This is a genomic window from Pseudomonas sp. CCC3.1, assembly GCF_034347405.1.
Lineage (GTDB): Bacteria > Pseudomonadota > Gammaproteobacteria > Pseudomonadales > Pseudomonadaceae > Aquipseudomonas.
This window is the reverse complement of record NZ_CP133778.1, coordinates 4899759-4924427: the sequence shown is the minus strand read 5'-3', so window position 1 is coordinate 4924427 and position 24669 is coordinate 4899759. Positions and strand designations below refer to the sequence as shown.

The window sequence follows — 24669 nt, the reverse complement described above, 5'->3', positions numbered from 1 at the left end:
ACCTTCTGTGAGTTAGCATCCGTCCCCGAATGGGTGAGTGCCCGGCTTTATTGGCTTTATGAATCGAGCCCGCCGCAGGCCAACACCTTTATTGAGTAGGTTGAGGGGAGTGGATGATGAAAAATTTTGTCTCGAAACTGCTGTGCGGCGTCGCTGCCTTATTGGCGGTCAGCGCAGCCCATGCCGGCGCCATTGACGACGCGGTCAAGCGCGGCACATTGAAAGTGGGCATGGACCCGACTTACATGCCCTTCGAAATGACCAACAAGCGCGGTCAGATCATTGGCTTTGAAGTTGACTTGCTCAAAGCCATGGCCAAGTCCATGGGCGTCAAACTGGAGCTGGTGTCCACCGGCTACGACGGCATCATCCCGGCCTTGATGACCAACAAATTCGACATGATCGGCAGCGGCATGACCCTGACTCAGGAACGCAACCTGCGCCTGAACTTCAGCGAACCCTTCATTGTGGTCGGCCAGACCCTGCTGATCCGCAAGGAACTGGCAGACAAGATCAAGTCGTACAAAGACCTCAACGACCCGCAATACCGCCTGACCTCGAAAATCGGCACAACGGGTGAAATCGTTGCCCGCAAGCTGATGTCCAAAGCCCAGTACCACGGCTATGACAACGAGCCTGAAGCCGTGCTGGATGTGGTTAACGGCAAAGCTGATGCCTTTATCTATGACGCGCCTTACAACGTTGTAGCGGTTAACAAGTTCGGTAACGGCAAGCTGGAGTTCCTCGACAAGCCGTTCACCTACGAGCCGTTGGCCTTTGGTCTGAAGAAAGGCGACTACGACAGCATTAACTTCATCAACAACTTCCTGCACCAGATCCACGAAGACGGCACCTACGATCGCATCCATGACAAGTGGTTCAAAGACACCGCGTGGCTCAAAGACATGGAATAAGCGCGAATTCCTTGCCGTAGTCGCTGCCGAAGGCTGCGAAGGGTTGCGCAGCAACCCGTTTCCTTGAAGTCTCCACGGACTTCATCGCAGCCTGCGGCAGCGACTACGGCAATTGTTCGTGCTGTCCTCTACGGAAATATTGCAAAGTGATCAAACAGAAAAAAGCCCAGTGGCCCTGGCACGTATTGACCGTGCTGATCCTCATCGGTCTGGCAGGTGCGTTGTATTACGCCACTTCGCTGATGTCCTACGAGTGGCGCTGGAACCGAGTCCCGCAGTACTTCGCCTATCAGGCCGAAGAAGCTCAACGGGCCGCTGAAACCTCGACCGTGATTGAAGTGGTACGCAACGGCGGCAAAGCCGAAGTCGTGCTACGCGGCGACGATGGCGCTGAACAGCGTCTGACCGTGGCCGACAACAGCCTGCAATTGGCTGAAGGCGACGATGTGGCCGAAGGCGATGTGATCGGTGTTAACCGCCATTGGGCAGCAGGGCCGCTGCTTCTGGGCTTGTGGACCACCGTTTGGCTGTCACTGGTGTCTGGCGTGTTGGGCTTGCTGATCGGACTGGCCACTGGCCTGTGCCGGCTGTCGAACAACCCGACCTTGCGCGACCTCTCGACCCTGTACGTCGAACTGGTGCGCGGTACGCCGCTGCTGGTACAGATTTTCATCTTCTACTTCTTTATTGGCACCGTACTCAACCTGTCCCGCGAATTTGCCGGCATTGCCGCTTTGTCGTTGTTCACCGGTGCGTACGTAGCCGAAATCGTGCGTTCGGGCGTCCAGTCCATCGCCCGGGGCCAGAGCGAAGCGGCACGCTCGCTGGGCCTCAATGCCAGCCAGTCGATGCGCCACGTGGTACTGCCGCAAGCCTTCAAGCGGGTACTGCCGCCGTTGGCCGGGCAATTTATCAGCCTGGTCAAAGACACCTCGCTGGTGTCGGTGATTGCCATTACCGAACTGCTTAAAAGTGGCCGTGAAGTCATCACCACCTCGTTCTCGCCGTTCGAAATCCTGTTCTGCGTGGCGGGCCTGTACTTGTTGATCAACCTGCCGCTGTCGCATTTGGCCAGCCGGCTTGAGCGGAGGCTCGCGCAAAGTGATTGAAGTTCGCGAACTGGTAAAAGTCTTCGATACGCGCGGGCACATCGTGCGTGCGGTCGATAACGTGACCACTCAGGTTGCCAAGGGCGAAGTGTTGGTGGTGATCGGCCCGTCCGGTTCCGGCAAGTCGACCTTTCTGCGTTGCCTCAACGGCCTGGAAGAGTTCGACTCGGGTTCGGTCAGCATCGATGGTGTGGATTTGGCCAACCCCAAAACCGATGTCAACGCTTACCGGCGTGAAGTCGGCATGGTGTTCCAGCATTTCAACCTGTTCCCGCACATGACCGTGCTCGAAAACCTGTGCCTGGCGCAGAAAGTCGTGCGCAAGCGTGGCAAGGCCGAGCGCGAGGCCAAGGCCCGCGAGTTGCTGGAGAAGGTCGGAATCGGGCAAAAGGCCAACGAATACCCCTCGCGCCTTTCGGGCGGCCAGCAACAGCGCGTGGCCATTGCCCGTGCGCTGGCGATGGATCCCAAAGTCATGCTGTTCGATGAGCCGACGTCGGCGCTTGACCCGGAGATGGTGGGCGAAGTGCTCGACGTGATGAAGACCTTGGCGCAGGAAGGCATGACCATGGTCTGCGTGACTCACGAAATGGGCTTTGCCCGAGAAGTCGCGAACCGCGTGCTGTTCTTCGATCACGGCAAACTGCTGGAAGACTCCGCCCCGGAGGACTTCTTCAACTCACCGAAAGACCTGCGCGCTCAGGCGTTCTTGCGTCAGGTGTTGTAAGTCTTCAGCGCAAAACCATCAACCTCACTGCCCGGTTATCGGCAGTGGGGTGGCTGTCTCTAATGTGCTGTTCTCGAAATAACCTACCCTCAAGCCTGTGACGCCATTGCTGCTCGAGCCATGCTGCGTCAGCTTCACCGAGGCTTGCCAATGTGTGGTCGGGTGACCTGCTCGATGACGCGTTGCACGCGCTGGCTCAGCTCGGCATGTTCTTCTGGGGTGCGGACGGCTTTTGGCAATGCTCATCGGCGTCTCTCCGAACGTTAGATGGCACTGCAAGTCTAGCCACGATCAGTGAGAAGTTAATTTGAGAAGGGCATGCTAAAGCAAGGTGAAATCAAGCAGTACTGTCATTTCTGACAGTAGACATTTGTCCGGGGCAGGGAGCCTACTGACGGCTCTTAAGTTCTTTACGAAAAGTATCTGTGCTCGGTTGTGCGGCGTTGAAAACAGGCTCATCTAACCTTGGCTAGAAACATTTCGTACAGACCCTAGTGGTTAATATCAAGAGCTGCCCGAGGGTAATTAACGATGAACGCTGACGCTGTCGAAATTAAAGTGCCTGGCTTTGAAAATGGGGTAGTAGACCCGGAAACTGCTCAGCATGGACTGAGCGTAGAGGTCACTATCAGCCCTTCTAAACCTGTTGAACGTTTAGACGTGCGCTGGGGGGCGACGGTGGACGGGAGTGAAGTTGATTATTCAATGGGTACTCAAGTATTTAATACCCCTGGCACTACCCACACAGTTGAACTTACGCCAAAAAATATAGCAGCTTCACTGGGTTTGGATGTGAAGGTGACGGCAACCTTATTTTATGAGGATGGAACAGAGGTTAGTAACGATCTCTTTTTTCAAGTAGGACATTTTTCTGCCAGCGCGTTACCGGCTCCCTGGATAACACAGGCTGATGAAAATAGAGTTCTGGATGTGTCTGAAGTAACTGTGGGAACAATCCGCCTGGGGAGATTCCCATTTTGGGATATCACCTTGGGTTATGTGGTCTGGCTTTATGCGAAAGGCAAGACTGCTGAGGGTGTAGAGCATGACCATAGGCTTTGGGTTCCCGAGTCAAATAAAATGCTGGCCTCGGAAATTGAGCGAGGTTATCTCGAAAAAAGCTTGCCTTACAGTTACTTGAAAGAGTTGGGTGCTGGCACAAAGCTGGATATTCATTTTCTTATTTATATGCGCGGGGCAAGCACGACGTTCGATAAGCAAGCGGAAGCTTTGGCGATGCCCGTTTCAACCTACACGATTGCCAACGGTGCGGAGTTTATTGAAGAGCGTGAATCGTTCGATGACCTAAACATCCTGCCTTGGTACGCTGGGTCTGCTGGTTCTCCCAACGATATTGTCGACGGTGTCTTCAGGAAAATTGCCAAGGATGAGGCGAATAACGGAAAAGCGGGGATCGTTTTACAACAGACCATCGATACGTTGAAACCTGGGGATTACGTTTTCTCTTTTGATGTTCGAAATATTGCTGCGGACGACGAACCTCTATCGCCCGATCTCACCGTGATCCTGGAGGGGAATAATCGTCAAATTATTATTCCTGCAACTAAAGTCCTAAAAGATCAGGGATGGGTAACCCTTACGGGAAACTTCACTGTGAGTACAGCGTTAAGGTTTTATAATTTAAATATTACTAATATGCAGGATGAAGGCCACGTTGGTCCCGGTGGTGGCAATCACTTTGAACTGGATAATGTTGTCTTTCTACGTCCAAAGTTTAGTTAATTATGTAAGGGTTGCAAAAGAAAGCGGGCATTAAACCCGCTCTCTTTACGTTATGGCTTATTAAACCCTGAGCCGCCCCACTAACGTCTGCAGATGCATACCCAGACGCGCCAGTCCATCACGACAAATTGCTGGAAGACTCCGCCCCGGAGGACTTCTTCAACTCGCCAAAAGACCTGCGCGCTCAGGCGTTTTTGCGTCAGGTGTTGTAAGAACGCACCATGGCCAGAGCCGTCAGCTATTTTTCTAACATGTCCTCATACGCTCTGCTTTCGAATATTGCGTGCTGAGTCAGAGGCTGATTCTCTTCGGTTAGAAAGTAGGCTGTTAAGTTCACTCTCCAATTTGAATCGATTTGCGTTTTTCTGAATCTTTCGTGCTTGTGTTGAGCGGCTACCGCTCTGTGCATCAGAGACTCTGAATACCTTTTTAGAGGTATGGCGCATATTAACCAAAGATGCTGAACGCTTGATGGTGGGAGGTTTGATAACCCGAGCAGGCTTCGCCAGAAATTGACCAAAGCTATTCAAAGTGCTTGTTACGGAACCGACCGTTGCCCCTGCTGCCGACCCAATGGTTATCCCTAACAGGACATTACTCAAGGCTGGCGCGTCGGTGTTGTACAAAGCGCTTCTGGCGAGAAATGCAGTAGAGCCCATAAAAGCGCTTGCTTCAACAAGCGTATTTGAGGCTTTTTTGAATTGGGGGCTATTGATGATGCGGTTGTTTGCAACAGCGCGTCTTAGGGGGTTTATTTTTTTGAACAGAGGGAATACATAACCTGTAGTGAAGTCCGCGATCGCCATGCCCAGCCATGCAAAGGCTTCAAACATTTGACCGCTTGGGTCGTAGCGATTCACCGGGTCCCCAGCGCAGTAGGCATAACAGTTCAATCCGCCCTCTGCAAAAGGGCTCAAACGGTCCGCACTGTTGAATCGCATCACAATCGGGTTGAAAAACCGGTGGCCGTTACCAAGGGGATAATGGCCGGTGACGGGGTCAGCGTATTGACCATTGAACCCCAGGGTACTTGCAACGCTCCCTGAGCGGTGCCCGTAAGGTGCGTAGGCCGTGTGCCCGTCTTTGGTTTGCAAAACCGAGCCTTGATAGTCCGTCATGAGCGCACGCACATGTGTGATGTCGCCATCATGCTCTCGCTCGGCCAACAGCACACTGTCTAAGTGAACAATTTGCAGCTGGCGTGAGCCCTGAGTTTCAGTCATGAGCCGATCTCTTCGATAAAAACGGCGGATCTGAGGCTTAGCGGCGGTTGCGACAGTAATTAGTCGGTCCAGAGGGTCGTACGCATAGTGGGTTACCGATGTTGTTGTGGGTGTTTTCACGGTCGTTCTACCAGCGATTTGGAGGAGAAACGAGTGTGTCGCGGCCCATTGTCGTCGTCTAGCTGGCAAAACTGCCAGGTAAACGACGAAATTTGTCGGGAAGTACTTAGACCTTGAAGCGTCCTACAAGCGTTTGTAAATGAGTCCCCAATCGTGCCAGCTCAATACTCGACGCTGCGGTTTCTTCGCTGGCAGCGGCCGTTTGATCAGACACATCACGTACGTTCAGCACGCTGCGGTTGATCTCTTCGGCCACGGCGCTCTGTTGTTCGGCCGCAGCCGCGATTTGCTGGTTCATGGCCTGGATGGCGGACACGGTGCGGGTGATAGTGCCCAATGACTCGCCTGCACGACGGCTCAGGTCGACGCTGTTGTCGGTCAGGGTGCGGCTGCTGTCCATGCTGCTGGACGCTTGCTGCGTGCTGCTTTGCAGACCGGCAATCAGCGTTTCGATTTCCTCGGTCGATTGCTGAGTGCGTTGCGCCAGGCTGCGTACCTCGTCGGCCACCACCGCAAAACCGCGTCCGGCTTCACCGGCCCGTGCCGCCTCAATGGCCGCGTTGAGCGCCAGCAGGTTGGTTTGCTGGGCAACGGACTTGATCACGTCGAGCACGCTGCCAATCTTGTCGCTTTCACGCTTGAGATGGCCCATGGCCTCAGTAGAGTGACCGACCTCAGCCGCCAGTTTTTCAATCTGTGCGATGGCCTGCGCGACCACGTGATCGCCTTCGCGGGCCTGCTGGTCGGCAGCGGCAGCGGCTTCAGACGCTTCTTCGGCATTGCGCGCAACTTCTTGCACGGTCGCGGCCATTTCGTTCATGGCCGTGGCCACCTGATCCGTTTCGACCTTCTGGCTGTTGACCCCGGCGCTGGTTTGCTCGGTGACTGCTGAAAGTTCCTCGGCGGCACTGGCGATTTGGGTCACGCCCTCGCTGATCCCGCCAATCAGCTCGCGCAGGCCTTCGGTCATCCGCTGAATGGCGGTTTGCAGTTGGCCCAGTTCATCACGGCGATTCGTCTGGAGGTTGCGGGTCAGATCACCTGCGGCGACCAATTCAACGGTTTTAAGCGAGCGTTGCAGCGGGATAACAATCTGACGGGTGATGATCCAGGCGGCGATGATGCCGATCACCAGCGCCAACAGGGCGCAACTGGCCAGTAGCACTTTGGCTTGCTGGCTGTCTTGGTCACGCTTGGCGGTTTGAATCGACGACAATTTTTGGCTGAGTTCGATCAGGTTATTGCCTTGCACTTGCATGCGTTGCAACGCTTGCTCGTGGCCTTGGCTGGTTTGGGTGAGGTCAGTAAAGGCCTGCCTGTACTCAGCCGCCGCCTTAAGTTGCTGATCGACCAACGCCAGGTCTTCGGGTGCGGTCAGAGTTTTGCGCGAGAGCTGCAACGAGGTGTCCAGATCGCTCAGCCGCTCATTTACGTCGCGGTAGGCGTTATCGGCCTGGCTAATCTGATAATCGAGGCGGGCAATGCGCAAGTCTTTGGTCAGCCCGATGATCTTTGAAATGTTGGCCAGCTTGTCGCCTCGGTCAATGACAGAAACCAGGCCATTCCAGCCCGTTGCCGCGATCAGCAGCGTCAGAACCAATACCAGGCCGAAGCCCAACCCGAGTTTACGATTGACGCTGATATTGCCGAGTAGTTGGGCTAAACGACGGTACATGGTGTTGCTCCTTTAGTGACGCGGGTCGTGAGGCGAAAAGCGGTCCATTGCTTAGCGGTGCTCATGGATTAACAGAGCATCGGCGTCAGAGGAGAGAACTAAAATACGCACGTCGAATGTGTGACACAGGTCGCAGGAAGCTTCCTGGTGCCATGTAGGAGTGAACTGGTCTCGCGATCTTTTGATCTTAAAAGACCGCGAGTCAAGCAGAGAGAGTGGCGCTTAGAACAGGCGAGCGAGCAGGGCGGTGACGGCAGTTTCGACCCGCAGAATACGAGCGCCGAGTTGCACCGGTTGCAGGCCTGTTTTGGCCAGCAGGTCGATTTCGTAAGGGATCCAGCCACCTTCCGGGCCGATGGCCAGTGTCACCGCTTGGTTGAGGCCGCGCGGGCAGTCCGGGTAATCGCCGGGATGACCGACCAAGCCCAGTGTGCCCTCGACCATGGCGGGCAGGCGGTCTTCGACAAACGGTTTAAAACGTTTTTCGATGATGATTTCAGGCAGTACGCTGTCACGGGCCTGCTCCAAGCCCAAAACAAGCTGCTCGCGAATCGCTTCGGGTTCCAGAAAGGGGGTCTGCCAGAAACTTTTTTCAACGCGATAACTGTTGACCAGTACCACTTTTGGCACGCCCATCGACGCCACGGTTTGCAGCACCCGGCGCAGCATTTTCGGACGCGGCAAGGCCAGCAGCAGGGTCAGCGGGAGTTTTTCCGGCGGTGGCTGGTCGAGGCTGAGGATCACCAGTTCAGCCTCTTTGGCTTCAAGACGCACCAATTCGGCACGGCCCATCAACCCGCCTATACGCCCCACCCGCAGGCTGTCGCCTACGGCGGCACGGTGCACGTCCTGCATGTGCGTCAGACGCCGGTCGCGCAGGATTACGCGGTCGGCAGCAATGAAGTCAGCCTCTTCGAGGAGCAGCAGGTTCACGCTTGAGGTGCTGGCGGTTGAGCGTTGGTGTCACTGTCAGCCGGTTCTTCGTCATCGCTGCGTTTGTTTCTGGTGATCAGGCTGCCAAACAGAATGCCGATTTCGAACAACATCCACATCGGGACGGCCAGCAGGGTCTGCGAGAAGATGTCCGGCGGGGTCAGGATCATGCCGACCACAAAGCAGCCGATGATCACGTACGGGCGGATCTTGCGCAGGTATTTGACGTCGACGATGCCGATCCAGACCAGCAGCACCACGGCCACCGGAATTTCAAAGGCCACGCCAAAGGCGAAGAACAAGGTCATGACGAAATCAAGGTAGCTGCTGATGTCGGTCATCATTGCCACGCCTTCGGGGGTGGCGGCGGCGAAGAACTTGAACACCAGCGGGAACACCAGGAAATAGGCGAAGGCCATACCCGCGTAGAACAGAAAGATGCTGGAGATCAGCAGCGGCACGGCAATGCGCTTTTCGTGCTTGTACAGGCCGGGCGCAATGAAGCCCCAGATCTGGTGCAGGATCACCGGGATCGCAATAAACAGCGAGACCATCATGGTCAGCTTGAGCGGGGTGAGGAACGGTGAGGCCACGTCGGTGGCAATCATCGTGGCGCCCACCGGCAGGTATTCACGCAACGGTGTGGAGACCAGGGTGTAGATCTGCTGCGTGAAGGAAAACAAGGCGACGAAGATCAGAAAAATCGCCGCAATACAGCGCAACAAGCGGGTGCGCAACTCGGTCAGGTGCGAAACCAGTGGCATGGGCTGGTCGTGTTCGGGCTGCTCGTTTTGGGAGGATTCGCTCATGCGCTTAAGGGGCTCGCGGTGGCAGGGTTGGGTCGTGTGGCGCGGGCGGTTGAGGCGCAGGCTCGGACTCGGTCTTGCTCAGGCTGATCGGTGCAGGGCTGGCAGGCTCTGCAGGCGGCGGGGTTACAGGCGTAACCTGCGGCGCAATTACGGGCTCTGTCGGCACCACGGGCGGCACGGGTGGTTGGAGCGGGGCCAGGATCTTCTTGGCCTCCTCTTCCATCGACAAAATGTGTTCGTTGTGCAACTGGCGGCGGATTTCATCTGCGCCGATTTCACGTTCAACTTCCTGTTTGATCGCATTGAAACTGCGTTTCAAGCGCCCGATCCACAGGCCCGCCGTACGCGCAGCGCTTGGCAGGCGCTCGGGGCCGAGCACCAGCAGGGCCACCAGGCCGACGAGTAGCAGTTCACCGAAGCTGATACCGAACATTAGTTTTGGCTCACACGTCTTTACGGGTTGGCTCTTCGACTTTTTGTGCCTGCACGTCGATCGTGTGCGGCTCATTCAGGGTCGAAGTGGTGTGCGGGGTGGGTGCAGCAGTGGGCTGTGCAGGCGGAACCACCGGCTCAGCAGGCTTTTCGTCATCGTTCATGGCTTTGCGAAAGCCCTTGATCGATTCGCCCACGTCAGTGCCCAGGTTTTTCAGTTTTTTGGTGCCGAAGACCAGGACCACGACTACCAGAATGACGATCCAGTGTTTCCAGTCAAAAATGCCCATGCTGTGCTCCTTGAAAAAAGGGTTTAGGCGGACGGCCGCGAGGCCTTTTCCACGTGTCCGGAGGTGCCGATGCGGCGTTCCAGTTCATCCAGTACGGCCTGAGGATGCTGACCCAGCTGGGCGAGCATGATCATGCTGTGGAACCATAAGTCAGCTGTTTCATAAATCACATCGCTGCAATCACCACTGATGGCGGCATCTTTGGCGGCGATGATGGTTTCGACCGACTCTTCGCCGACCTTTTCCAGAATCTTGTTCAGGCCCTTGTGGTACAGGCTGGCGACATAGGAGCTGTCTGGCGAGGCGCCTTTGCGCTCTTCGAGCACTTGAGCGACGCGGCTTAGGGTGTCAGTCATGAGAATGGCCTGCGTGGTAAATGGCGTTCGGGTCTTTAAGCACCGGATCAACGGTCTTCCACTCGGCGTTTTCGTACACGCGATAGAAGCAGCTCCGACGGCCGGTATGGCAAGCGATGTCACCGATTTGCTCAACCATGAGGATGATGACGTCAGCGTCACAGTCCAGGCGCATTTCATGCAGTTTTTGCACGTGGCCTGATTCTTCACCCTTGCGCCACAGTTTGCCACGCGAGCGTGACCAGTAAATGGCACGATTCTCGGCCGCCGTCAGGCTCAGAGCCTCGCGGTTCATCCAGGCCATCATCAGCACGCGCCCGGTTTTGTGGTCTTGGGCAATCGCCGGCACCAGGCCGTCGCTGTCCCATTTGATCTCGTCCAGCCAGTCTTTCATGTTTGACTCCGCACTCGCGATGCCCACAGTTTGCCAGCCTCTCTCAAGAGTGACCAGAATTCCTACGATCGGCGCACGATCAGATAAAGGCCCACGACCAGCAGGATACCCGCAGGCCAGTACCCGATGCTGCCCAATGGGCCAGCAGTTGCCAGCAAGGCGCCTGCGACCACATGTCCGGCGCCCAGCAGGCGCAAGAACCAGCCATCTTTGGGCTCTTGCACCCTCAACTGCTGGTTTTTGGCATGAGGTTGCGATAAGCGCTCCAGCAAATCGCGGGTCATGCCCGCCAGATGCGGGATCTGTTCAACCTGGCTGTGCAAGTTGCGCAGCAAGGTTTTAGGACTTACACGTTCACGCATCCAGCGTTCAAGGAACGGCTGCGCGGTGCTCCACAGGTCGAGGTCAGGGTACAGCTGACGGCCAAGGCCTTCGATGTTGAGCAAGGTTTTTTGCAGCAGCACCAACTGCGGCTGGACTTCCATATTGAAGCGCCGAGCAGTCTGGAACAGGCGCATCAGGACCTGCCCAAAGGAAATCTCTTTCAGCGGTTTCTCGAAAATCGGTTCGCATACGGTCCGAATCGCCGCTTCAAACTCGTTGAGTTTGGTGTTCGCGGGCACCCAGCCAGAATCGATGTGCAATTGCGCCACACGCCGGTAGTCACGCTTGAAGAAAGCGAACAGGTTGCGCGCCAGGTAGTCCTGGTCTTCGGGTGTCAGGCTGCCGACGATGCCGCAGTCGATGGCGATGTACTGCGGGCTCCACGGATTGACTGTGCTGACGAAAATATTGCCGGGGTGCATGTCGGCATGAAAGAAGCTGTCGCGGAACACTTGGGTGAAGAAGATCTCGACCCCGCGCTCGGCGAGCATTTTCATGTCGGTGCGCTGATCGGCCAAGGCCGCCAGGTCGGTGACTTGAATCCCGTAGATACGTTCCATGACCAAGACTTTCGGGCGGCACCAATCCCAGTAAATCTGAGGGACGTAGAGCAGCGGCGAGCCGTCGAAGTTGCGCTTGAGCTGGCTGGCGTTGGCCGCTTCGCGGAGCAAATCGAGTTCGTCGTAGATGGTCTTTTCGTAATCGCTGACCACGTCCACCGGGTGCAGCAGGCGGGCGTCGGCGCTCAGGCGCTCAGCGGTCTTGGCCAGAATGAATAGCCAGGCCAGGTCAGAGCCGATAATGGGTTTGAGGCCCGGACGCACGACCTTGACCACCACTTCTTCGCCGGTTTTGAGCTTGGCTGAGTGAACCTGAGCCACCGAGGCCGAGGCCAGCGGCTCAATGTCAAAACGGCTGAAGACTTCGCTGATTGTGGCGCCGAGCTGTTCTTCGATCAGCTTGACCGCCAACTGCGGGTCAAACGGTGGCACGCGGTCTTGCAGCAGCATCAACTCGTCAGCGATGTCCGGGGGCAACAAGTCGCGGCGAGTCGAGAGAATTTGCCCGAATTTGATGAAGATCGGCCCCAAATCCTGGAGTGCCAGGCGCAGGGCCGCCCCTCGGCTCAGCTCCAGTTTTTTACGCGGGAACCAGCGCCACGGCAGCACGTAGCGCAATGACAACATCCACCACGGCAAAGGCAGGGCAAACAGCAGGTCATCCAGACGGTAGCGAATAACGACGCGCTGGATGCGAAACAAACGGCGTATGGCAAGCAGCTTCATGCGTTATCGCTGGTATTGAGGGATCGACTGAGGCGCTCGAAGCGTGCCTCCAGGCGGTCCAGGTCGAGTTTGAGTTGGTCGAGTTCATCGAAGCGCGCTTGCGCTTCACGTTCGCCGACCAAGGTGCGGGCTTCTTCGCTCAGGTATTCGGCCAGATTCTGATTGAGGCTGGCGAACCCTTGCTGATACCAGTTAGCGCGACTGCGCAGGTGGCCGCCGATCAGCGCCGTGGCTACCGGGCCTAGCCAGCGCGAGAGTTCGTACTCCCAGTCCAGCTCCAGGTCTTGCAGCACGGCGGCCAACTCCATCAGCGCTGCGCTGTCGCCTTCAAGCTCGACTTCAGGGCTGTGCAAAATGGCGCTTTTGTCCTTGCTCAACGCCAGACGCAGCAGGCTCGATGCCGGCGCACGCAAGGTGCAGTCAGCCTCGGCGGCCCATTGCGCGGCCAGCAGCAGGCCTTCATCGCTGGGCAAGATAAACAGCTGCAATGAAGGGCTTGTGCCTTGAACGGCAATTACCTTGCCGGTCAAAGGACGCAAGCGCGTCATCGCGGTGCCGTCCAGGCGTAAAACCCGGTTGACCCCGCTTTCGACGCTGGCGAGAAGGCCGCGCAGCAGCATCAGGGCTTGATGCCGCGGTGCAGGGCAACGATGCCTGAAGTCATGTTGTGATAGGTCACGCGGTCAAAACCGGCCTCGACCATCATCGACTTCAGCGTCTCTTGGTTCGGGTGCATGCGGATCGACTCGGCCAGGTAGCGATAGCTCTCCGGGTCATTGAGGATCAGCTTGCCGACCATTGGCATAAAGGCGAACGAATAGGCGTCGTACACCTTGGACATCAGCGCGTTGGTAGGCTTGGAAAACTCCAGCACCAGCAAGCGGCCACCCGGCTTGAGCACGCGCAGCATGGAGCGCAGCGCGTCTTCTTTATGGGTCACGTTACGCAGGCCAAAGGCGATGGTGACGCAATCGAAGTGGTTGTCCGGGAACGGCAGCTTTTCGGCGTCGGCCTGAACGAACTCAATATTGCCTGCCACCCCTTTATCCAGCAGGCGATCACGGCCGACCTTGAGCATCGAGGCGTTGATGTCAGCCAGCACCACGTGGCCGGTCGGGCCGACCAGTTGCGAGAACTTGCGCGCCAGGTCGCCCGTACCGCCCGCGATGTCCAGCACCTTGTTGCCAGGGCGTACGCCAGACAATTCGATAGTGAAACGCTTCCACAGACGGTGCATGCCGCCCGACAGAACGTCGTTCATCAGGTCATATTTGCCGGCTACGGAGTGGAACACCTCGGCGACTTTTTCCGCCTTTTGGCTTTCCGGCACGTTCTTGAAGCCGAAGTGGGTGGTGGGTTCGGCATCGCTGCCTTTGCGCTGATCAGTCATATCGCTGTCACCAGAAGAGAATGCTGGCCATTCTAATCCCGGTGGCCGGCTTTGTCTTGGCCGGGGGCTGTTGAGGTTTGATTGTGGCCTCCACCCCGTATAGTGACGGCCTAATTTACTCGGAGTGATCCAATGGCTCGTATTAGCGTTGAACGGACCCATAGCCTGGGTCTTGAGGCAGCACGTGAAAAAGCTCAACCGTTGGTTGAAAAGCTGGCCGGGCAGTACGGCCTGACCCCTGAATGGTTAGGCGACACGGTAAAACTGAAACGTTCGGGGGTGAACGGCACCCTGAAAATTGGCGAAAAAACCATCAAGGTTGACGTTGAACTGGGTCTGTTGATGTCGCCGATGAGCGGCATGATTCAATCCGAAATTGAACGCTCGCTGGACAAAGCCTTGGCGTGAAAGGGTGAATTTAAGACGCTGTAAATGGCGATGACAGGTGATCTGCATCGTCATAAGCGCTTGGGATGTGAGGGTTGGATGTGTAGTGCGTAGGAATTCCCCAATTAACATGTCCATTTAATTTATTTGTAAAGTCTGAATCGGCTAAAAGCCTTTAGTTATCTGGTGTGCCTGATATTCAAGTGTAAGTTTGGGTGGGTTGGCGTTTTATAAAGGAAGGCTAGTATTGGTTTAAAGCGTTAAAGCGTTAAAGCGTTAAAGCGTTAAAGCGAACCAAGCAAAACCAAACTAAACCAACCAAGGATTTAATGATGTCTGTTTATCAATATGCTGTTATTCACCGCCCACAACTCAGCGCCAAAGATATTAATGTCAAGGCTGAATCGATACTGGCTGATTATGTTTCTTCGCGTGAACTTATTTGGTCGCCAGTCGTGGAGCCTAAAGCCGGGATCAATTACTACATCCAAACCAAGGCCGGTAGTGTTATCGGGCTGGTAAGTGTTGTCGACAATCGCGTCATGTTCTTAACCTTCGGCGCTGAAGCCGCTGACGATGCATGGACCTCTGAAAGTGAAGTCCGGGAACTGATGGAAGCTGCTTTCCCAGGTTCCGTTGAAGCGTAATTGCTTGTTGCAGTACTTAGTTGAATGACGATTTAGGTAATACTGCGACTCTGAACGCTCCCCGATTGTAAATAGAAAGGGGGGCGTTTTTGTGAGGGGGTGAATAATGTTCAATACAGTGAGTTGCACTTGCCCTCTGAAAATTGGAAAAGAACGTCAACGTAGTTTTTATAGCGTGTTTCATGTTTGTTGGTGCGTATAAGACTGATCGGGTCGAAGACGCTATGAGCGAGATGATAAAGCGTGTGCTGGAAGTGTTCGCGTGCACTTGTTCTTATGAGATTGCACCGAATGAAAATAGGGCTGGCTAAACGATTGAAACGCTTGCTGGTGAACAGTCAGATTTTGTGACCATTTCTTCTCAATGGGTTCAGTTCTATAGGTATGTGCCGGATGGACCAGAAGTCTTGGTAGATGCTCATGCTTTAAAAACAGAAATGATTGGCCTGATAGCGTTTTTTCTTGTCAGTTATGAAAGAGCCTCGGCGTCGCTACTCGCGCCATTGCCTTAAAACCAATAGTGCTGGTGTTCTCTGTTTGTTGATTCGCACTGAGCGGCCTTGAAACAAGGCGGTTTAGCGTCTAAAACTGATGGAGGTGAGCACGTTGTTCATCTTGATGATTCGACGCTTTAGCTCACAGGCGTCGCAACCGAACATTGAGGGGAACATGATGGCGGCTAAAAAACCGGCAGTTAAAGAAAGCAACACATGGGTAGGCAAGGTTGAAGAGTACTCGCGCAAAATCTGGCTAGCCGGTTTGGGCGTGTATTCGAAAATTGATACAGATGGCAGCAAGCTGTTTGATACCTTGGTCAAAGATGGCGAGAAAGCCGAAAAGCTGGCCAAGAGTGCAGGCAGTAAATTGGTTGAAGAGGCAAAATCATCTACTTCTTCTGCGCGTTCACGCGTCGAGGATGTTAAAGACCTGGCGTTGGAGAAATGGAGCGAGTTCGAAGAGGCTTTCGACAAACGCCTGACTAGCGCCATATCTCGCCTGGGTGTGCCGAGCCGTGAAGAAGTGAAAACGCTACATGCTCAAGTGGAAACGCTGACCAAACACATCGAAAAGTTGACCGCTGCTGCGGCAAAAGTAACCGCCACCAAAGCCCCTGCTGCCAGTAAGCCTGCACCGACCAAAACGGCTGCGGTAAAACCTGCTGCCAAACCAGCGGCCAAGGCGTCATCAACGCCAGCGGCGAAAGCACCTGCCAAGCCTGCTGCGGCAAAATCTGCGACTAAAGCCCCAGCTAAAGCTGCGGCCAGTGCTGCTGCGAAAACAGTTGCCAAACCCGCGGCGAAACCCGCTGCCAAGCCTGCGGCCAAAACGACCGCAAAACCAGCCGACAAAGCACCAGCAAAACCTGCTGCTAAAGCACCTGCCAAAGCGCCTGCTGCTGCGAGCAAGCCTGCAACAGCTAAACCGGCTGCGGCGAAACCGGCGGCTAAAAAACCGGCGGCTGCCAAAAAACCGGCTGCAGCCAAAGCTCCCGCAGCGACTCCTGCTGCGCCAACGGCTTCGGCAACTCCAGCACCAAGCCCTGAGACAACCACTTCATAACGCAAACGACTGAACCTGTAGCCGCTGTCGCAGGACGACCGAAGGACCTTCAGCAACGGGGTCGCTGTGCAACCCATGGCAGCCTGCGGCAGCGACTACAAAAACAGTTCGGCTACCAGGTCACCGCGCCTTTGATCTGGTTGTAGCCTTTGATCTGGTTTTTGATCTAGGGAGCCCCCTTAAGTCACGCTGGCCGATCGCGGCGTGCCCACGGAACAATGCCTGTGGTGAGGGCATACCGAGCCTGGGCGAGGTACTGAGTGATAGGGGCAAGAGCGTTTTGGTTACGTTGTCGCTCTTAACAAAGTGACACGCCGTAAGGGCGTAACCCGTAAAAAGCCGTTGATAATCAAATGGATATGCGCGCGTAAAAGCTGCCGAAGTGGCACGCCACTCCGATCGCTGCCTGCGGCAGGGACCACAGGTTTTTAAAAGATCGATTGGAGTTGCGCAAACCTAAACTGAGCAACATTCATTGCCCACATCGATTGCGCAGTCAAAAACGTTACAACATCAACTTAACGACTGACTCCGATGGGTCGCGCGACTTGCCGGCCTTTTTGAGTTCGGCCAGATAGTCTTCCCACAACGCGTCCTGGCGTACCCCGAGTTCATACAAGTAATCCCAGGTAAAAAGCCCGCTGTCGTGGCCATCGTCAAACGTCAGTTTCAGTGCGTACTGTCCTGCTGGCTCTACCTTGCTCAAGCCGACGTTAATCTTGCCGAATTGAAGAATCGGTTTGCCATGCCCCTGCACTTCCGCAGACGGGGAGTGCACGCGCAGAAGCTCGGCTGGCAGGTGGTATTCCTCGCCCGATGTGTATTTAAGGGTCAGGGTTTTTGACGCTTTGTGCAGGTTGATCGCGTTGGGGATTTTGGTCATGGCTTTTGCTCCTCACACAAACAGAATAGCCGCTGGCGCAGGCTGTAAACCAGGCGGGTGGCCTGGTGACAACGTGCAGCAGCGGCTACAGGTGTTGACGCGTCTTACAAAATGTAGCGCGAGAGGTCTTCGTTCTCGGCCAGTTCGCCCAAGTGGCTGTTCACGTACTCGGCGTCAATACGAATTGGCTCTTCGTTCTGTGCGCTGGCGATGTCACCGGCACTGAACGATACCTCTTCGAGCAGGCGCTCAAGCAGCGTGTGCAGACGACGAGCACCGATGTTCTCGGTTTTCTCGTTGACTTGCCAGGCAATTTCCGCCAAACGCTTGATGCCTTCAGGCATGAACTCGATGTTCAGGCCTTCGGTTTTCAGCAGTTCGCGGTATTGCTCGGTCAGCGAAGCATGTGGTTCGCTGAGAATGCGTTCGAAGTCTTCCGGGGTCAGCGCCTTGAGCTCAACACGAATTGGCAGACGGCCTTGCAGCTCAGGTACCAGATCACTTGGCTTGCTCAGGTGGAACGCGCCGGATGCAATAAACAGGATGTGGTCAGTCTTGACCATGCCCAGCTTGGTGTTGACCGTGCAACCTTCGATCAATGGCAGCAGGTCACGTTGTACGCCCTCGCGGGAGACATCCGCGCCGCCCACGTTGCCGCGCTTGGCAACCTTGTCGATTTCGTCGATAAACACGATGCCGTGCTGTTCGACGGCCTCAAGCGCCTTGGCCTTGAGTTCTTCGTCGTTGACCAGGCGGCTGGCTTCTTCGTCACGCACCATTTTCAGGGCTTCTTTGACTTTCAGCTTGCGGCTCTTGCGCTTGCCTTTGCCCATGTTGGCAAACAGGCTTTGCAACTGGTTGGTCATTTCTTCCATGCCAGGCGGCGCAGAAATATCGACGCCAGCAATTTCAGCCACTTCGATTTCGATTTCTTTGTCGTCCAGCTGGCCTTCGCGCAGGCGCTTGCGGAACAACTGACGGGTGTTGGAGTCCTGGGGTGCAGCTGCTTCTTCGCCAAACGTGCGGGCAGGCGGCAACAGCGCGTCGAGGATGCGCTCTTCAGCAGCGTCTTCAGCACGGTGGCGGACTTTGACGATCTCTTGCTCACGCAGCAGTTTGATCGCAGCATCAGCGAGGTCGCGGATGATCGATTCAACGTCGCGGCCGACATAGCCCACTTCGGTGAATTTGGTCGCTTCAACCTTGATGAATGGCGCATTAGCCAGCTTGGCCAGACGGCGAGCGATTTCGGTTTTACCGACGCCGGTAGGGCCGATCATCAGAATGTTTTTTGGGGTCACTTCAACGCGCAGCTCTTCTGGCAGCTGCATCCGACGCCAGCGGTTACGCAAAGCGATAGCGACGGCACGTTTGGCGTCGTCTTGGCCGATGATGTGGCGATTCAGTTCGTGGACGATTTCGCGGGGAGTCATGGACATAGTAGTTGGCGTTCCTCTAGCTAATTAAGGTGCACACACGGGCCAGCGAACGGGCCCGGCAGGCGGCTTATTCAGCGAGGTCCTGCTCCTCAATAGTGATGTTGTGGTTGGTGAACACGCAGATGTCGCCAGCAATACCGAGTGCGGTCTCAGCGATTTCGCGGGCTGACAGTTCGGTTTTCATCAGCAGGGCGCGGGCTGCCGCTTGGGCGAATGCACCGCCCGAGCCCATGGCGATCAAGCCGTCTTCTGGCTCAACCACGTCACCGTTACCGGTGATGATCAGGGACGCGTCTTTGTTGGCAACTGCCAACATGGCTTCCAGGCGGCTCAGCGAGCGGTCGGTACGCCATTCTTTGGCCAACTCGACAGCGGCGCGAACCAGATGGCCCTGGTGTTTTTCCAGCTGGCCTTCAAAGCGTTCGAACAAGGTAAATGCATCAGCGGTCGCACCGGCAAAACCGGCGATAACCTGGCCGTGGTACAGACGACGGACTTTTTTCGCGTTGCCTTTCATCACGGTGTTGCCAAGTGAAACCTGGCCGTCGCCAGCCATAACGACTTTGCCGTGGCGGCGAACTGAAACGATGGTGGTCAAGGGAGAGTCTCCACGCAGCGGGGCGAAAATGCCTGATGGAGATACATATGGGGGTTGTGACGGGTTTTTCAACCGGGGGGAGGGAATGCAGATGAAAGGAGGGGGAATCCAGGGGCGCGAAAACGCGTAGCAGCTGCCGAGTCTGCGAGGCTGCGTCCGATTGAGAAGCGATCGTAAACGCTAAGTGCCGGGTTTAATTGATAGATCGCAGTACTTGATTTTACGACTGCTACGCAGCCGGACGTAGCCTCGCAGGCTCGGCAACTGCTACGCAATGGGCTCTCCCACAGGGGGTATCTCCCCTGTGGGATCAGGTGACATCAGCGGCGCTGTTGCAGCAGCAGATTGTTGAAACCGCCACTCGCCAATTGTTTCTGTGCCACGGTCAGTTGTTCGCGATTGCTGAACGGACCGACCAGTACCCGGTACCAGGTTTCGTCTTTTACCGTACCCGACTCAACCGAAGCGGTCTGGCCGAGCAGCAGGATTTGCGCCCGCACTTTGTCAGCATCTGCCTGTTTGCGGAACGAACCTGCCTGCAGGAAGAACTTGGTCACGGGTGCCGCTTTGACCACAGGTGGCGCAGGCGGTGGCGTCAGGCCGTTCAAGGCTGCTTGAGCACGTACCGTGTCGATCTTCGCCGCTTCGGCTGGCGTCACCGGTGCCAGCGGCGCGGTTTGCGGCGTCGGCAGGGTTTTTTCCGGTACGGCTTCTGGCGGCACGATCACTTCCGACTCGGGCAGCAACGTATAGAAATCGTACTTGGGCTTGGCTGGCTGAGTCGGGCTCGGCGCAGTCTTGTTAGCTTCAGCCACTTGCGACGCTTTCTGCTGCTCTTGCTTGACCCGTTTGACGTCGTCGCCCTTGCCGGGTTCGAGCTTCATCAAAAACACGATGAATGCGCCAACCGTGAGGCCAATGGCCATCCATAGCCAGCCCGGAATCGGCTTCTTGGCGGGCGCCTGATAACGGCTGGCGCCTCGCTTGGGGACAGGTTTTTTCTTGGCGGCCAACTTACATGCGCTCCAGAGTTTCCAGACCCAGCAGCTCCAGGCCTTGCTTGAGGGTACGGCCCGCCAAGGCTGCCAGGCGTAGACGGCTTTGTTTTTGTGCTTCGTCTTCAGCGTTCAGGATCGGGCAGTTCTCATAGAAGCTGGAGAACAGACCTGCTACTTCGTACAAGTAGGTGCACAGCGTGTGCGGTGTGCCTTTTTCGGCAACGTTGTTCAGTACTTCACCGAACTGCGCCAATTTGGCCGCCAACTCTTGCTCTTGCGGTGCAGCCAGTACGATGTGGCCTTCCACTTGGTCGAAGGTCTTGCCCAGTTTACGGAACACGCCCGCGACACGGGTGTAGGCATACAGCAGGTAAGGCGCAGTATTGCCTTCAAAGTTCAACATCAGGTCAAAGTTAAAGCTGTAATCGCTGGCGCGGTGCTTGGACAAGTCGGCGTATTTCACCGCGCCGATCCCGACGACCTTGGCGATGGCGCGCAGTTCATCTTCTGGCAGCTCAGGGTTCTTCTCTTTCACCAGTGCGTAGGCGCGCTCTTTGGCTTCGTTGAGCAGGTCGATCAGTTTGACAGTGCCACCATCACGGGTCTTGAACGGACGGCCATCAGCGCCGTTCATGGTGCCGAAGCCCATGTGTTCCATTTCCATCGGATGGGTCACAAAACCGGCCTTGCGCGCCACGGCAAACACTTGCTGGAAGTGCAGGGCCTGACGCTGGTCGACGAAGTAGAGCGCGCGGTCGGCTTTTAGTACGCCGCTGCGATAGCGGATGGCCGCCAGGTCAGTGGTGGCGTACAGGTAGCCGCCGTCTGCCTTGACGATAATCACCGGCAATGGCTCGCCTTCGGCATTTTTGAACTCGTCGAGGAACACGCACTGGGCGCCGTTGCTCTCGACCAGCATGCCTTTGGCCTTGAGATCGTTGACCACGTTGATCAGGTCGTCGTTGTAGGCGCTTTCGCCCATCACGTCAGCCATGGTCAATTTAACGTTCAGCAGTTCGTAGATTTTCTGGCAGTGCGACAGCGAGATGTCTTTGAATTTGGTCCACAGCGCCAGGCAGTCCGGATCACCGGCTTGCAGCTTGACCACCAGGCTACGGGCGCGGTCAGCAAACTCGGGGGACTCGTCGAAACGCTGTTTGGCGGCGCGGTAGAAGTTTTCGAGGTCAGACAGCTCTTCGCTGGTGATCGGATTTTCTTCCAGATACGCCATCAGCATGCCGAACTGGGTGCCCCAGTCGCCCACGTGGTTTTGACGGATCACTTCGTCGCCCAGAAACTCAAGCACTCGCGCCACGCCGTCGCCAATGATGGTCGAGCGCAGGTGGCCCACGTGCATCTCTTTGGCCAGGTTAGGCGCCGACATGTCGACCACTGTGCGTTTGGCTGGGCCAGACTTGTGCACGCCGATTTTCGGGTTGGCCAGTGCCGCGTCCAGGCGCGAAGCCAGGGCTTGGGTGTTCTGGAAGAAGTTCAGGAAGCCAGGACCGGCGATCTCGGTCTTGCTGATCTGCTCATCGGCCGGCAGGGCAGCGATGATTTTTTCAGCCAGGTCACGCGGCTTCATGCCGGCAGGCTTGGCCAGCATCATGGCGATGTTGCTGGCGAAGTCGCCGTGAGTCTTGTCACGGGCGTTTTCCACCTGAATCGCTGGCGTCAGGCCTTCAGGCAACACACCTTCTGTGACGAGTTGAGCGAGGGCTTGTTGAATCAGCTGGCGAATGGTGTCTTTCATGGTCTTCTCTTTCGACCGCAAGCGCGGTAGCGCTTCAGTGCGCAGGTGGAAAAACTGGGCATTGTCCGCTAACGGAGCGGCAAGCTTCAAGCCTTTCGCCGTAAGTGGCGAGCTGCAAGCCTGTAGGAGCGAGCTTGCCTCGCGATCTTTTAAACAATCAAAAGATCGCGAGGCAAGCTCGTTCCTACAGGCCGTGGGTCAATAAAGGTCCACAGGATCCACATCCAGCGACCAGCGGACTTGTCTGCCACTGGGCATTTGCTCAAGGATCAGCAACCAGTGGCTGAGCAGTCGATGCAGCGGCGCTCGGGCGTTGGCTTGTAAGAGTAGTTGAGCGCGGTAACGTCCGGCCCTGCGTTCCATTGGCGCAGGCACGGGGCCGAGCAATTCAATACCGCCCAGGTTCATCTCGCCCAGCAAGCGCTCGGCTTCACTGCACGCCTCATCCAGAAAACCTTCGGCCTGCCCTGGCTTGTGGGCCTCAGCGCGCAGCAGCGCCAAGTGCGCAAAGGGTGGCAAGCCCGCGGCCCGGCGTTCGCTCAAGGCCTGTTCGGCAAAGGCAAAGTAACCCTGTTCAGTCAGCTGAATCAGCAGCGGGTGGTCGGCCAGGTGAGTTTGGATAATCACTCTGCCCGGCTCTTCAGCCCGACCCGCACGGCCTGCAACCTGAACGATCAACTGCGCCATGCGCTCGCTGGCGCGAAAATCGCCGGAGAACAAGCCGCCATCGGCATCCAGAATCGACACCAGTGTCACCCGTGGAAAGTGATGGCCTTTGGCAAGCATTTGCGTGCCCACCAAAATGCAGGGCTGACCTTTTAGAATCGTCGCAAACAGCTGGTTCATCGCGTCTTTGCGCGATGTGCTGTCGCGGTCGACGCGCAGTACCGGGTAGTCGGGGAATAAAATGCCCAACCGCTCCTCGGCACGCTCGGTGCCTGCGCCCACTGGCCGCAGGTCGACCTTGCCACATTGCGGGCAGTTGCGCGGCACGCGTTCGACGTGGCCGCAGTGATGGCAGCGCAGCTCGCCAGAACGCTGATGAACGGTCATGCGCGCATCGCAGCGCTGGCATTCCGACATCCAGCCGCAGTCATGGCACAGCAGTGTCGGCGCGAAGCCGCGGCGGTTGAGAAACACCAGCACTTGCTGGCCCGCAGCCAAGGTCTGGCCAATGGCTTGTTGCATCGGGCCGGAAATACCGCTGTCCAGCGGGCGACTTTTTACGTCCAGGCGCAGGAAACGCGGCTGTTTGGCCCCGCCTGCACGTTCATTCAGGCGCAGCAGGCCATAACGACCGGTGTAGGCGTTATGCAGGCTTTCGAGGGACGGCGTGGCAGAGCCGAGCACAATCGGGATGTTTTCCTGACGGGCGCGCACCAGCGCCAGGTCGCGGGCGTGGTAGCGCAAACCTTCTTGCTGTTTATAAGAGCCGTCGTGCTCTTCGTCGATGATGATCAGCCCCGGGTTCTTCATCGGGGTAAACAGTGCCGAGCGGGTGCCAATAATAATGTCGGCTTCGCCGTCGCGCGCCGCCAGCCAGCTTTCCAGTCGCTCACGGTCATTGACCGCTGAGTGCACCAGCGCGATGCGCGCATTGAAACGCTGCTCGAAGCGGGCCAGGGTTTGCGGCCCCAGGTTGATCTCTGGGATCAATACCAATGCCTGTTTGCCGGCTTCGAGGGTTTCGCGGATCAGTTGCAAATACACTTCGGTCTTGCCGCTGCCCGTCACCCCGGCCAGCAAAAAAGCATGAAAGCTGTCGAACCCGGCGCGAATCGCTTCGCGGGCAGCGCGTTGTTCATCGTTGAGTGGCAGTTCAGGCTGGGCCAACCAGTGTTCATGCCGTGCGCTTGGCGCGTGGCGACGAATTTCGACGGTCACCAGTTCTTTGGCCAGCAGCAGGTCGAGGCTGTCTTTGTTCAGCTTTAACTTGCTCAGTAACTGATGGGCCACGCCATGCGGGTGCTGGGCGAGTGTGGCCAAGGCTTCACGCTGGCGCGGAGCACGGGCGATGCGCGGATCATCCGGCTTGGCGCCGTGGGCGATCTGCCAAAAGCGTTCCTGACGGGTTTCGGCCAGTTCGCCCTGGCGCAGCAGCACGGGCAACGCCCAACTCAACGTGTCGCCCAGGCTGTGCTGGTAGTACTGCGACGTCCACAGGCACAGCTTGAACAGCGACGCGGGCAGTGGCGGTGTGGCGTCAAGCAAGGCGATGGCGGGTTTAAGCTTGTCCGCCGGGACCTCGCTGTGATCGACCACCTCGACCAGGATGCCGATCATCTCGCGCCGCCCGAACGGCACCCGCAAGCGCATGCCTGGCTGTAATTGATTGCGCAACACGCCCGCAGGCGCTCGGTAATCAAACAGGCGGCGCAAGGGTGAAGGCAGGGCAAGGCGCAAAATGGCGTCGGGCACGCGGGGCTCTCATGTGATGGACGGTCAATATGGCCGGGAGCCTAGCAGACAACGCGCCCGGAAGCAGGCCTGAGGCAGTTCAAACGCCTGGATCTGGATGAAGAAAGACCCGACTCCCGGTGCTTGCGTCTGTTTAAAGGTCTGGTATCATTCCCGCCCTAATTTACGTGCGGTATTCAACAATGGTGTTGAGTGGCGGCA

General features: G+C 56.7%; 24 protein-coding genes and 1 pseudogene. 8 read left to right on the top strand and 17 right to left on the bottom strand.

What is annotated here, in order from left to right; translation table 11 throughout:
- Positions 1-116: 116 nt before the first annotated feature.
- The 5 genes and pseudogenes from RHM56_RS21455 to RHM56_RS21435 all read left to right on the top strand — a co-directional run.
- Positions 117-914 carry a transporter substrate-binding domain-containing protein gene (locus RHM56_RS21455; RefSeq protein WP_322241832.1) on the top strand — a complete coding sequence of 266 codons (798 nt, stop codon included), beginning with the start codon at positions 117-119 and terminating at the stop codon, positions 912-914.
- Positions 915-1063: 149 nt separating this feature from the next.
- A complete protein-coding gene (locus tag RHM56_RS21450) occupies positions 1064-2023 on the top strand; it encodes an amino acid ABC transporter permease (protein ID WP_416194925.1) in 960 nt (319 codons plus the stop codon).
- On the top strand, positions 2016-2750 hold the full coding sequence (locus RHM56_RS21445) for an amino acid ABC transporter ATP-binding protein (protein WP_019412264.1): 735 nt from the start codon (positions 2016-2018) through the stop codon (positions 2748-2750). The genes RHM56_RS21450 and RHM56_RS21445 overlap by 8 nt, the downstream gene beginning before the upstream one ends.
- A 531-nt stretch (positions 2751-3281) precedes the next feature.
- The gene (locus tag RHM56_RS21440) at positions 3282-4493 is read left to right on the top strand and encodes a hypothetical protein (protein ID WP_322235870.1); all 1212 of its coding nucleotides are present in this window, start codon (positions 3282-3284) and stop codon (positions 4491-4493) included.
- A 119-nt stretch (positions 4494-4612) separates the two neighbouring features.
- Positions 4613-4705 (top strand): annotated as a pseudogene (locus RHM56_RS21435) (peptide ABC transporter ATP-binding protein); the annotation flags it as partial.
- A gap of 45 nt (positions 4706-4750) precedes the next feature.
- On the opposite strand, the gene RHM56_RS21430 reads toward RHM56_RS21435, so the two are convergent.
- The 11 genes from RHM56_RS21430 to ubiE all read right to left on the bottom strand — a co-directional run bounded on the left by RHM56_RS21430 (position 4751) and on the right by ubiE (position 13785).
- Positions 4751-5716 (bottom strand): RHS repeat-associated core domain-containing protein, encoded by a 966-nt coding sequence (locus RHM56_RS21430; RefSeq protein WP_322235868.1) that lies wholly within the window; start codon positions 5714-5716, stop codon positions 4751-4753.
- Positions 5717-5942: 226 nt separating this feature from the next.
- Positions 5943-7511, bottom strand: a complete 1569-nt coding sequence (locus tag RHM56_RS21425; protein ID WP_322235866.1) for a methyl-accepting chemotaxis protein — start codon at positions 7509-7511, stop codon at positions 5943-5945.
- Positions 7512-7733: 222 nt separating this feature from the next.
- Positions 7734-8444, bottom strand: a complete 711-nt coding sequence (locus RHM56_RS21420; protein WP_322235864.1) for a 16S rRNA (uracil(1498)-N(3))-methyltransferase — start codon at positions 8442-8444, stop codon at positions 7734-7736.
- On the bottom strand, positions 8441-9253 hold the full coding sequence (gene tatC, locus RHM56_RS21415; protein ID WP_322235862.1) for a twin-arginine translocase subunit TatC: 813 nt from the start codon (positions 9251-9253) through the stop codon (positions 8441-8443). The genes RHM56_RS21420 and tatC overlap by 4 nt, the downstream gene beginning before the upstream one ends.
- A gap of 4 nt (positions 9254-9257) precedes the next feature.
- Positions 9258-9686: a Sec-independent protein translocase protein TatB gene (gene tatB / locus RHM56_RS21410; protein WP_322235860.1), complete on the bottom strand. Its 429-nt coding sequence runs from the start codon at positions 9684-9686 to the stop codon at positions 9258-9260.
- 10 nt (positions 9687-9696) lie between these two features.
- A complete protein-coding gene (locus RHM56_RS21405) occupies positions 9697-9975 on the bottom strand; it encodes a twin-arginine translocase TatA/TatE family subunit (protein ID WP_048366734.1) in 279 nt (92 codons plus the stop codon).
- Positions 9976-9998: 23 nt separating this feature from the next.
- Complete coding sequence (locus tag RHM56_RS21400; protein ID WP_322235858.1) at positions 9999-10331, bottom strand: phosphoribosyl-ATP diphosphatase; 333 nt, start codon at positions 10329-10331, stop codon at positions 9999-10001.
- The gene (gene hisI, locus RHM56_RS21395; RefSeq protein ID WP_322235855.1) at positions 10324-10725 is read right to left on the bottom strand and encodes a phosphoribosyl-AMP cyclohydrolase; all 402 of its coding nucleotides are present in this window, start codon (positions 10723-10725) and stop codon (positions 10324-10326) included. Before hisI ends, RHM56_RS21400 begins: the two co-directional genes overlap by 8 nt.
- Positions 10726-10787: 62 nt before the next feature.
- Positions 10788-12395 carry a ubiquinone biosynthesis regulatory protein kinase UbiB gene (gene ubiB, locus RHM56_RS21390; RefSeq protein ID WP_322235853.1) on the bottom strand — a complete coding sequence of 536 codons (1608 nt, stop codon included), beginning with the start codon at positions 12393-12395 and terminating at the stop codon, positions 10788-10790.
- Positions 12392-13015 carry a ubiquinone biosynthesis accessory factor UbiJ gene (locus RHM56_RS21385; protein WP_322235850.1) on the bottom strand — a complete coding sequence of 208 codons (624 nt, stop codon included), beginning with the start codon at positions 13013-13015 and terminating at the stop codon, positions 12392-12394. Before RHM56_RS21385 ends, ubiB begins: the two co-directional genes overlap by 4 nt.
- A complete protein-coding gene (ubiE, locus tag RHM56_RS21380; protein ID WP_322235848.1) occupies positions 13015-13785 on the bottom strand; it encodes a bifunctional demethylmenaquinone methyltransferase/2-methoxy-6-polyprenyl-1,4-benzoquinol methylase UbiE in 771 nt (256 codons plus the stop codon). The genes RHM56_RS21385 and ubiE overlap by 1 nt, the downstream gene beginning before the upstream one ends.
- Before the next feature lie 132 nt (positions 13786-13917).
- On the opposite strand from ubiE, the gene RHM56_RS21375 reads away from it, so the two are divergent.
- The 3 genes from RHM56_RS21375 to RHM56_RS21365 all read left to right on the top strand — a co-directional run bounded on the left by RHM56_RS21375 (position 13918) and on the right by RHM56_RS21365 (position 16379).
- A complete protein-coding gene (locus RHM56_RS21375; RefSeq protein ID WP_322235846.1) occupies positions 13918-14193 on the top strand; it encodes a polyhydroxyalkanoic acid system family protein in 276 nt (91 codons plus the stop codon).
- Positions 14194-14504: 311 nt separating this feature from the next.
- Complete coding sequence (locus tag RHM56_RS21370) at positions 14505-14819, top strand: hypothetical protein (protein ID WP_322235844.1); 315 nt, start codon at positions 14505-14507, stop codon at positions 14817-14819.
- 672 nt (positions 14820-15491) lie between these two features.
- On the top strand, positions 15492-16379 hold the full coding sequence (locus tag RHM56_RS21365; RefSeq protein ID WP_322241831.1) for a phasin family protein: 888 nt from the start codon (positions 15492-15494) through the stop codon (positions 16377-16379).
- Positions 16380-16884: 505 nt separating this feature from the next.
- Here the strand turns inward: RHM56_RS21365 and RHM56_RS21360 are convergent.
- The 6 genes from RHM56_RS21360 to RHM56_RS21335 all read right to left on the bottom strand — a co-directional run bounded on the left by RHM56_RS21360 (position 16885) and on the right by RHM56_RS21335 (position 24468).
- Positions 16885-17262 carry a DUF971 domain-containing protein gene (locus tag RHM56_RS21360; RefSeq protein WP_322235843.1) on the bottom strand — a complete coding sequence of 126 codons (378 nt, stop codon included), beginning with the start codon at positions 17260-17262 and terminating at the stop codon, positions 16885-16887.
- A gap of 104 nt (positions 17263-17366) precedes the next feature.
- Positions 17367-18701 carry an ATP-dependent protease ATPase subunit HslU gene (gene hslU / locus RHM56_RS21355; RefSeq protein WP_322235842.1) on the bottom strand — a complete coding sequence of 445 codons (1335 nt, stop codon included), beginning with the start codon at positions 18699-18701 and terminating at the stop codon, positions 17367-17369.
- Positions 18702-18768: 67 nt separating this feature from the next.
- Complete coding sequence (gene hslV, locus RHM56_RS21350; RefSeq protein ID WP_016783176.1) at positions 18769-19299, bottom strand: ATP-dependent protease subunit HslV; 531 nt, start codon at positions 19297-19299, stop codon at positions 18769-18771.
- A gap of 320 nt (positions 19300-19619) precedes the next feature.
- Positions 19620-20312, bottom strand: a complete 693-nt coding sequence (locus RHM56_RS21345; RefSeq protein WP_322235840.1) for an SPOR domain-containing protein — start codon at positions 20310-20312, stop codon at positions 19620-19622.
- 1 nt (position 20313) lies between these two features.
- Positions 20314-22050, bottom strand: a complete 1737-nt coding sequence (gene argS, locus RHM56_RS21340; protein WP_322235838.1) for an arginine--tRNA ligase — start codon at positions 22048-22050, stop codon at positions 20314-20316.
- Between the two features lie 198 nt (positions 22051-22248).
- Positions 22249-24468 carry a primosomal protein N' gene (locus RHM56_RS21335; RefSeq protein ID WP_322235836.1) on the bottom strand — a complete coding sequence of 740 codons (2220 nt, stop codon included), beginning with the start codon at positions 24466-24468 and terminating at the stop codon, positions 22249-22251.
- Positions 24469-24669: the final 201 nt, after the last annotated feature.

Excerpts from the sequence above, each read along its gene's own strand:
- RHM56_RS21385 (WP_322235850.1), bottom strand. The coding sequence starts at position 13,015 with ATGCTGCTGCGCGGCCTTCTCGCCAGCGTCGAAAGCGGGGTCAACCGG.
- RHM56_RS21425 (WP_322235866.1), bottom strand. The coding sequence starts at position 7,511 with ATGTACCGTCGTTTAGCCCAACTACTCGGCAATATCAGCGTCAATCGT.
- RHM56_RS21360 (WP_322235843.1), bottom strand. The coding sequence starts at position 17,262 with ATGACCAAAATCCCCAACGCGATCAACCTGCACAAAGCGTCAAAAACC.
- RHM56_RS21375 (WP_322235846.1), top strand. The coding sequence starts at position 13,918 with ATGGCTCGTATTAGCGTTGAACGGACCCATAGCCTGGGTCTTGAGGCA.
- RHM56_RS21370 (WP_322235844.1), top strand. The coding sequence starts at position 14,505 with ATGTCTGTTTATCAATATGCTGTTATTCACCGCCCACAACTCAGCGCC.
- ubiB (WP_322235853.1), bottom strand. The coding sequence starts at position 12,395 with ATGAAGCTGCTTGCCATACGCCGTTTGTTTCGCATCCAGCGCGTCGTT.
- RHM56_RS21440 (WP_322235870.1), top strand. The coding sequence starts at position 3,282 with ATGAACGCTGACGCTGTCGAAATTAAAGTGCCTGGCTTTGAAAATGGG.
- RHM56_RS21365 (WP_322241831.1), top strand. The coding sequence starts at position 15,492 with ATGGCGGCTAAAAAACCGGCAGTTAAAGAAAGCAACACATGGGTAGGC.
- argS (WP_322235838.1), bottom strand. The coding sequence starts at position 22,050 with ATGAAAGACACCATTCGCCAGCTGATTCAACAAGCCCTCGCTCAACTC.
- RHM56_RS21430 (WP_322235868.1), bottom strand. The coding sequence starts at position 5,716 with ATGACTGAAACTCAGGGCTCACGCCAGCTGCAAATTGTTCACTTAGAC.
- tatB (WP_322235860.1), bottom strand. The coding sequence starts at position 9,686 with ATGTTCGGTATCAGCTTCGGTGAACTGCTACTCGTCGGCCTGGTGGCC.
- hslU (WP_322235842.1), bottom strand. The coding sequence starts at position 18,701 with ATGTCCATGACTCCCCGCGAAATCGTCCACGAACTGAATCGCCACATC.
- ubiE (WP_322235848.1), bottom strand. The coding sequence starts at position 13,785 with ATGACTGATCAGCGCAAAGGCAGCGATGCCGAACCCACCACCCACTTC.
- RHM56_RS21400 (WP_322235858.1), bottom strand. The coding sequence starts at position 10,331 with ATGACTGACACCCTAAGCCGCGTCGCTCAAGTGCTCGAAGAGCGCAAA.
- tatC (WP_322235862.1), bottom strand. The coding sequence starts at position 9,253 with ATGAGCGAATCCTCCCAAAACGAGCAGCCCGAACACGACCAGCCCATG.
- hisI (WP_322235855.1), bottom strand. The coding sequence starts at position 10,725 with ATGAAAGACTGGCTGGACGAGATCAAATGGGACAGCGACGGCCTGGTG.
- RHM56_RS21455 (WP_322241832.1), top strand. The coding sequence starts at position 117 with ATGAAAAATTTTGTCTCGAAACTGCTGTGCGGCGTCGCTGCCTTATTG.
- RHM56_RS21405 (WP_048366734.1), bottom strand. The coding sequence starts at position 9,975 with ATGGGCATTTTTGACTGGAAACACTGGATCGTCATTCTGGTAGTCGTG.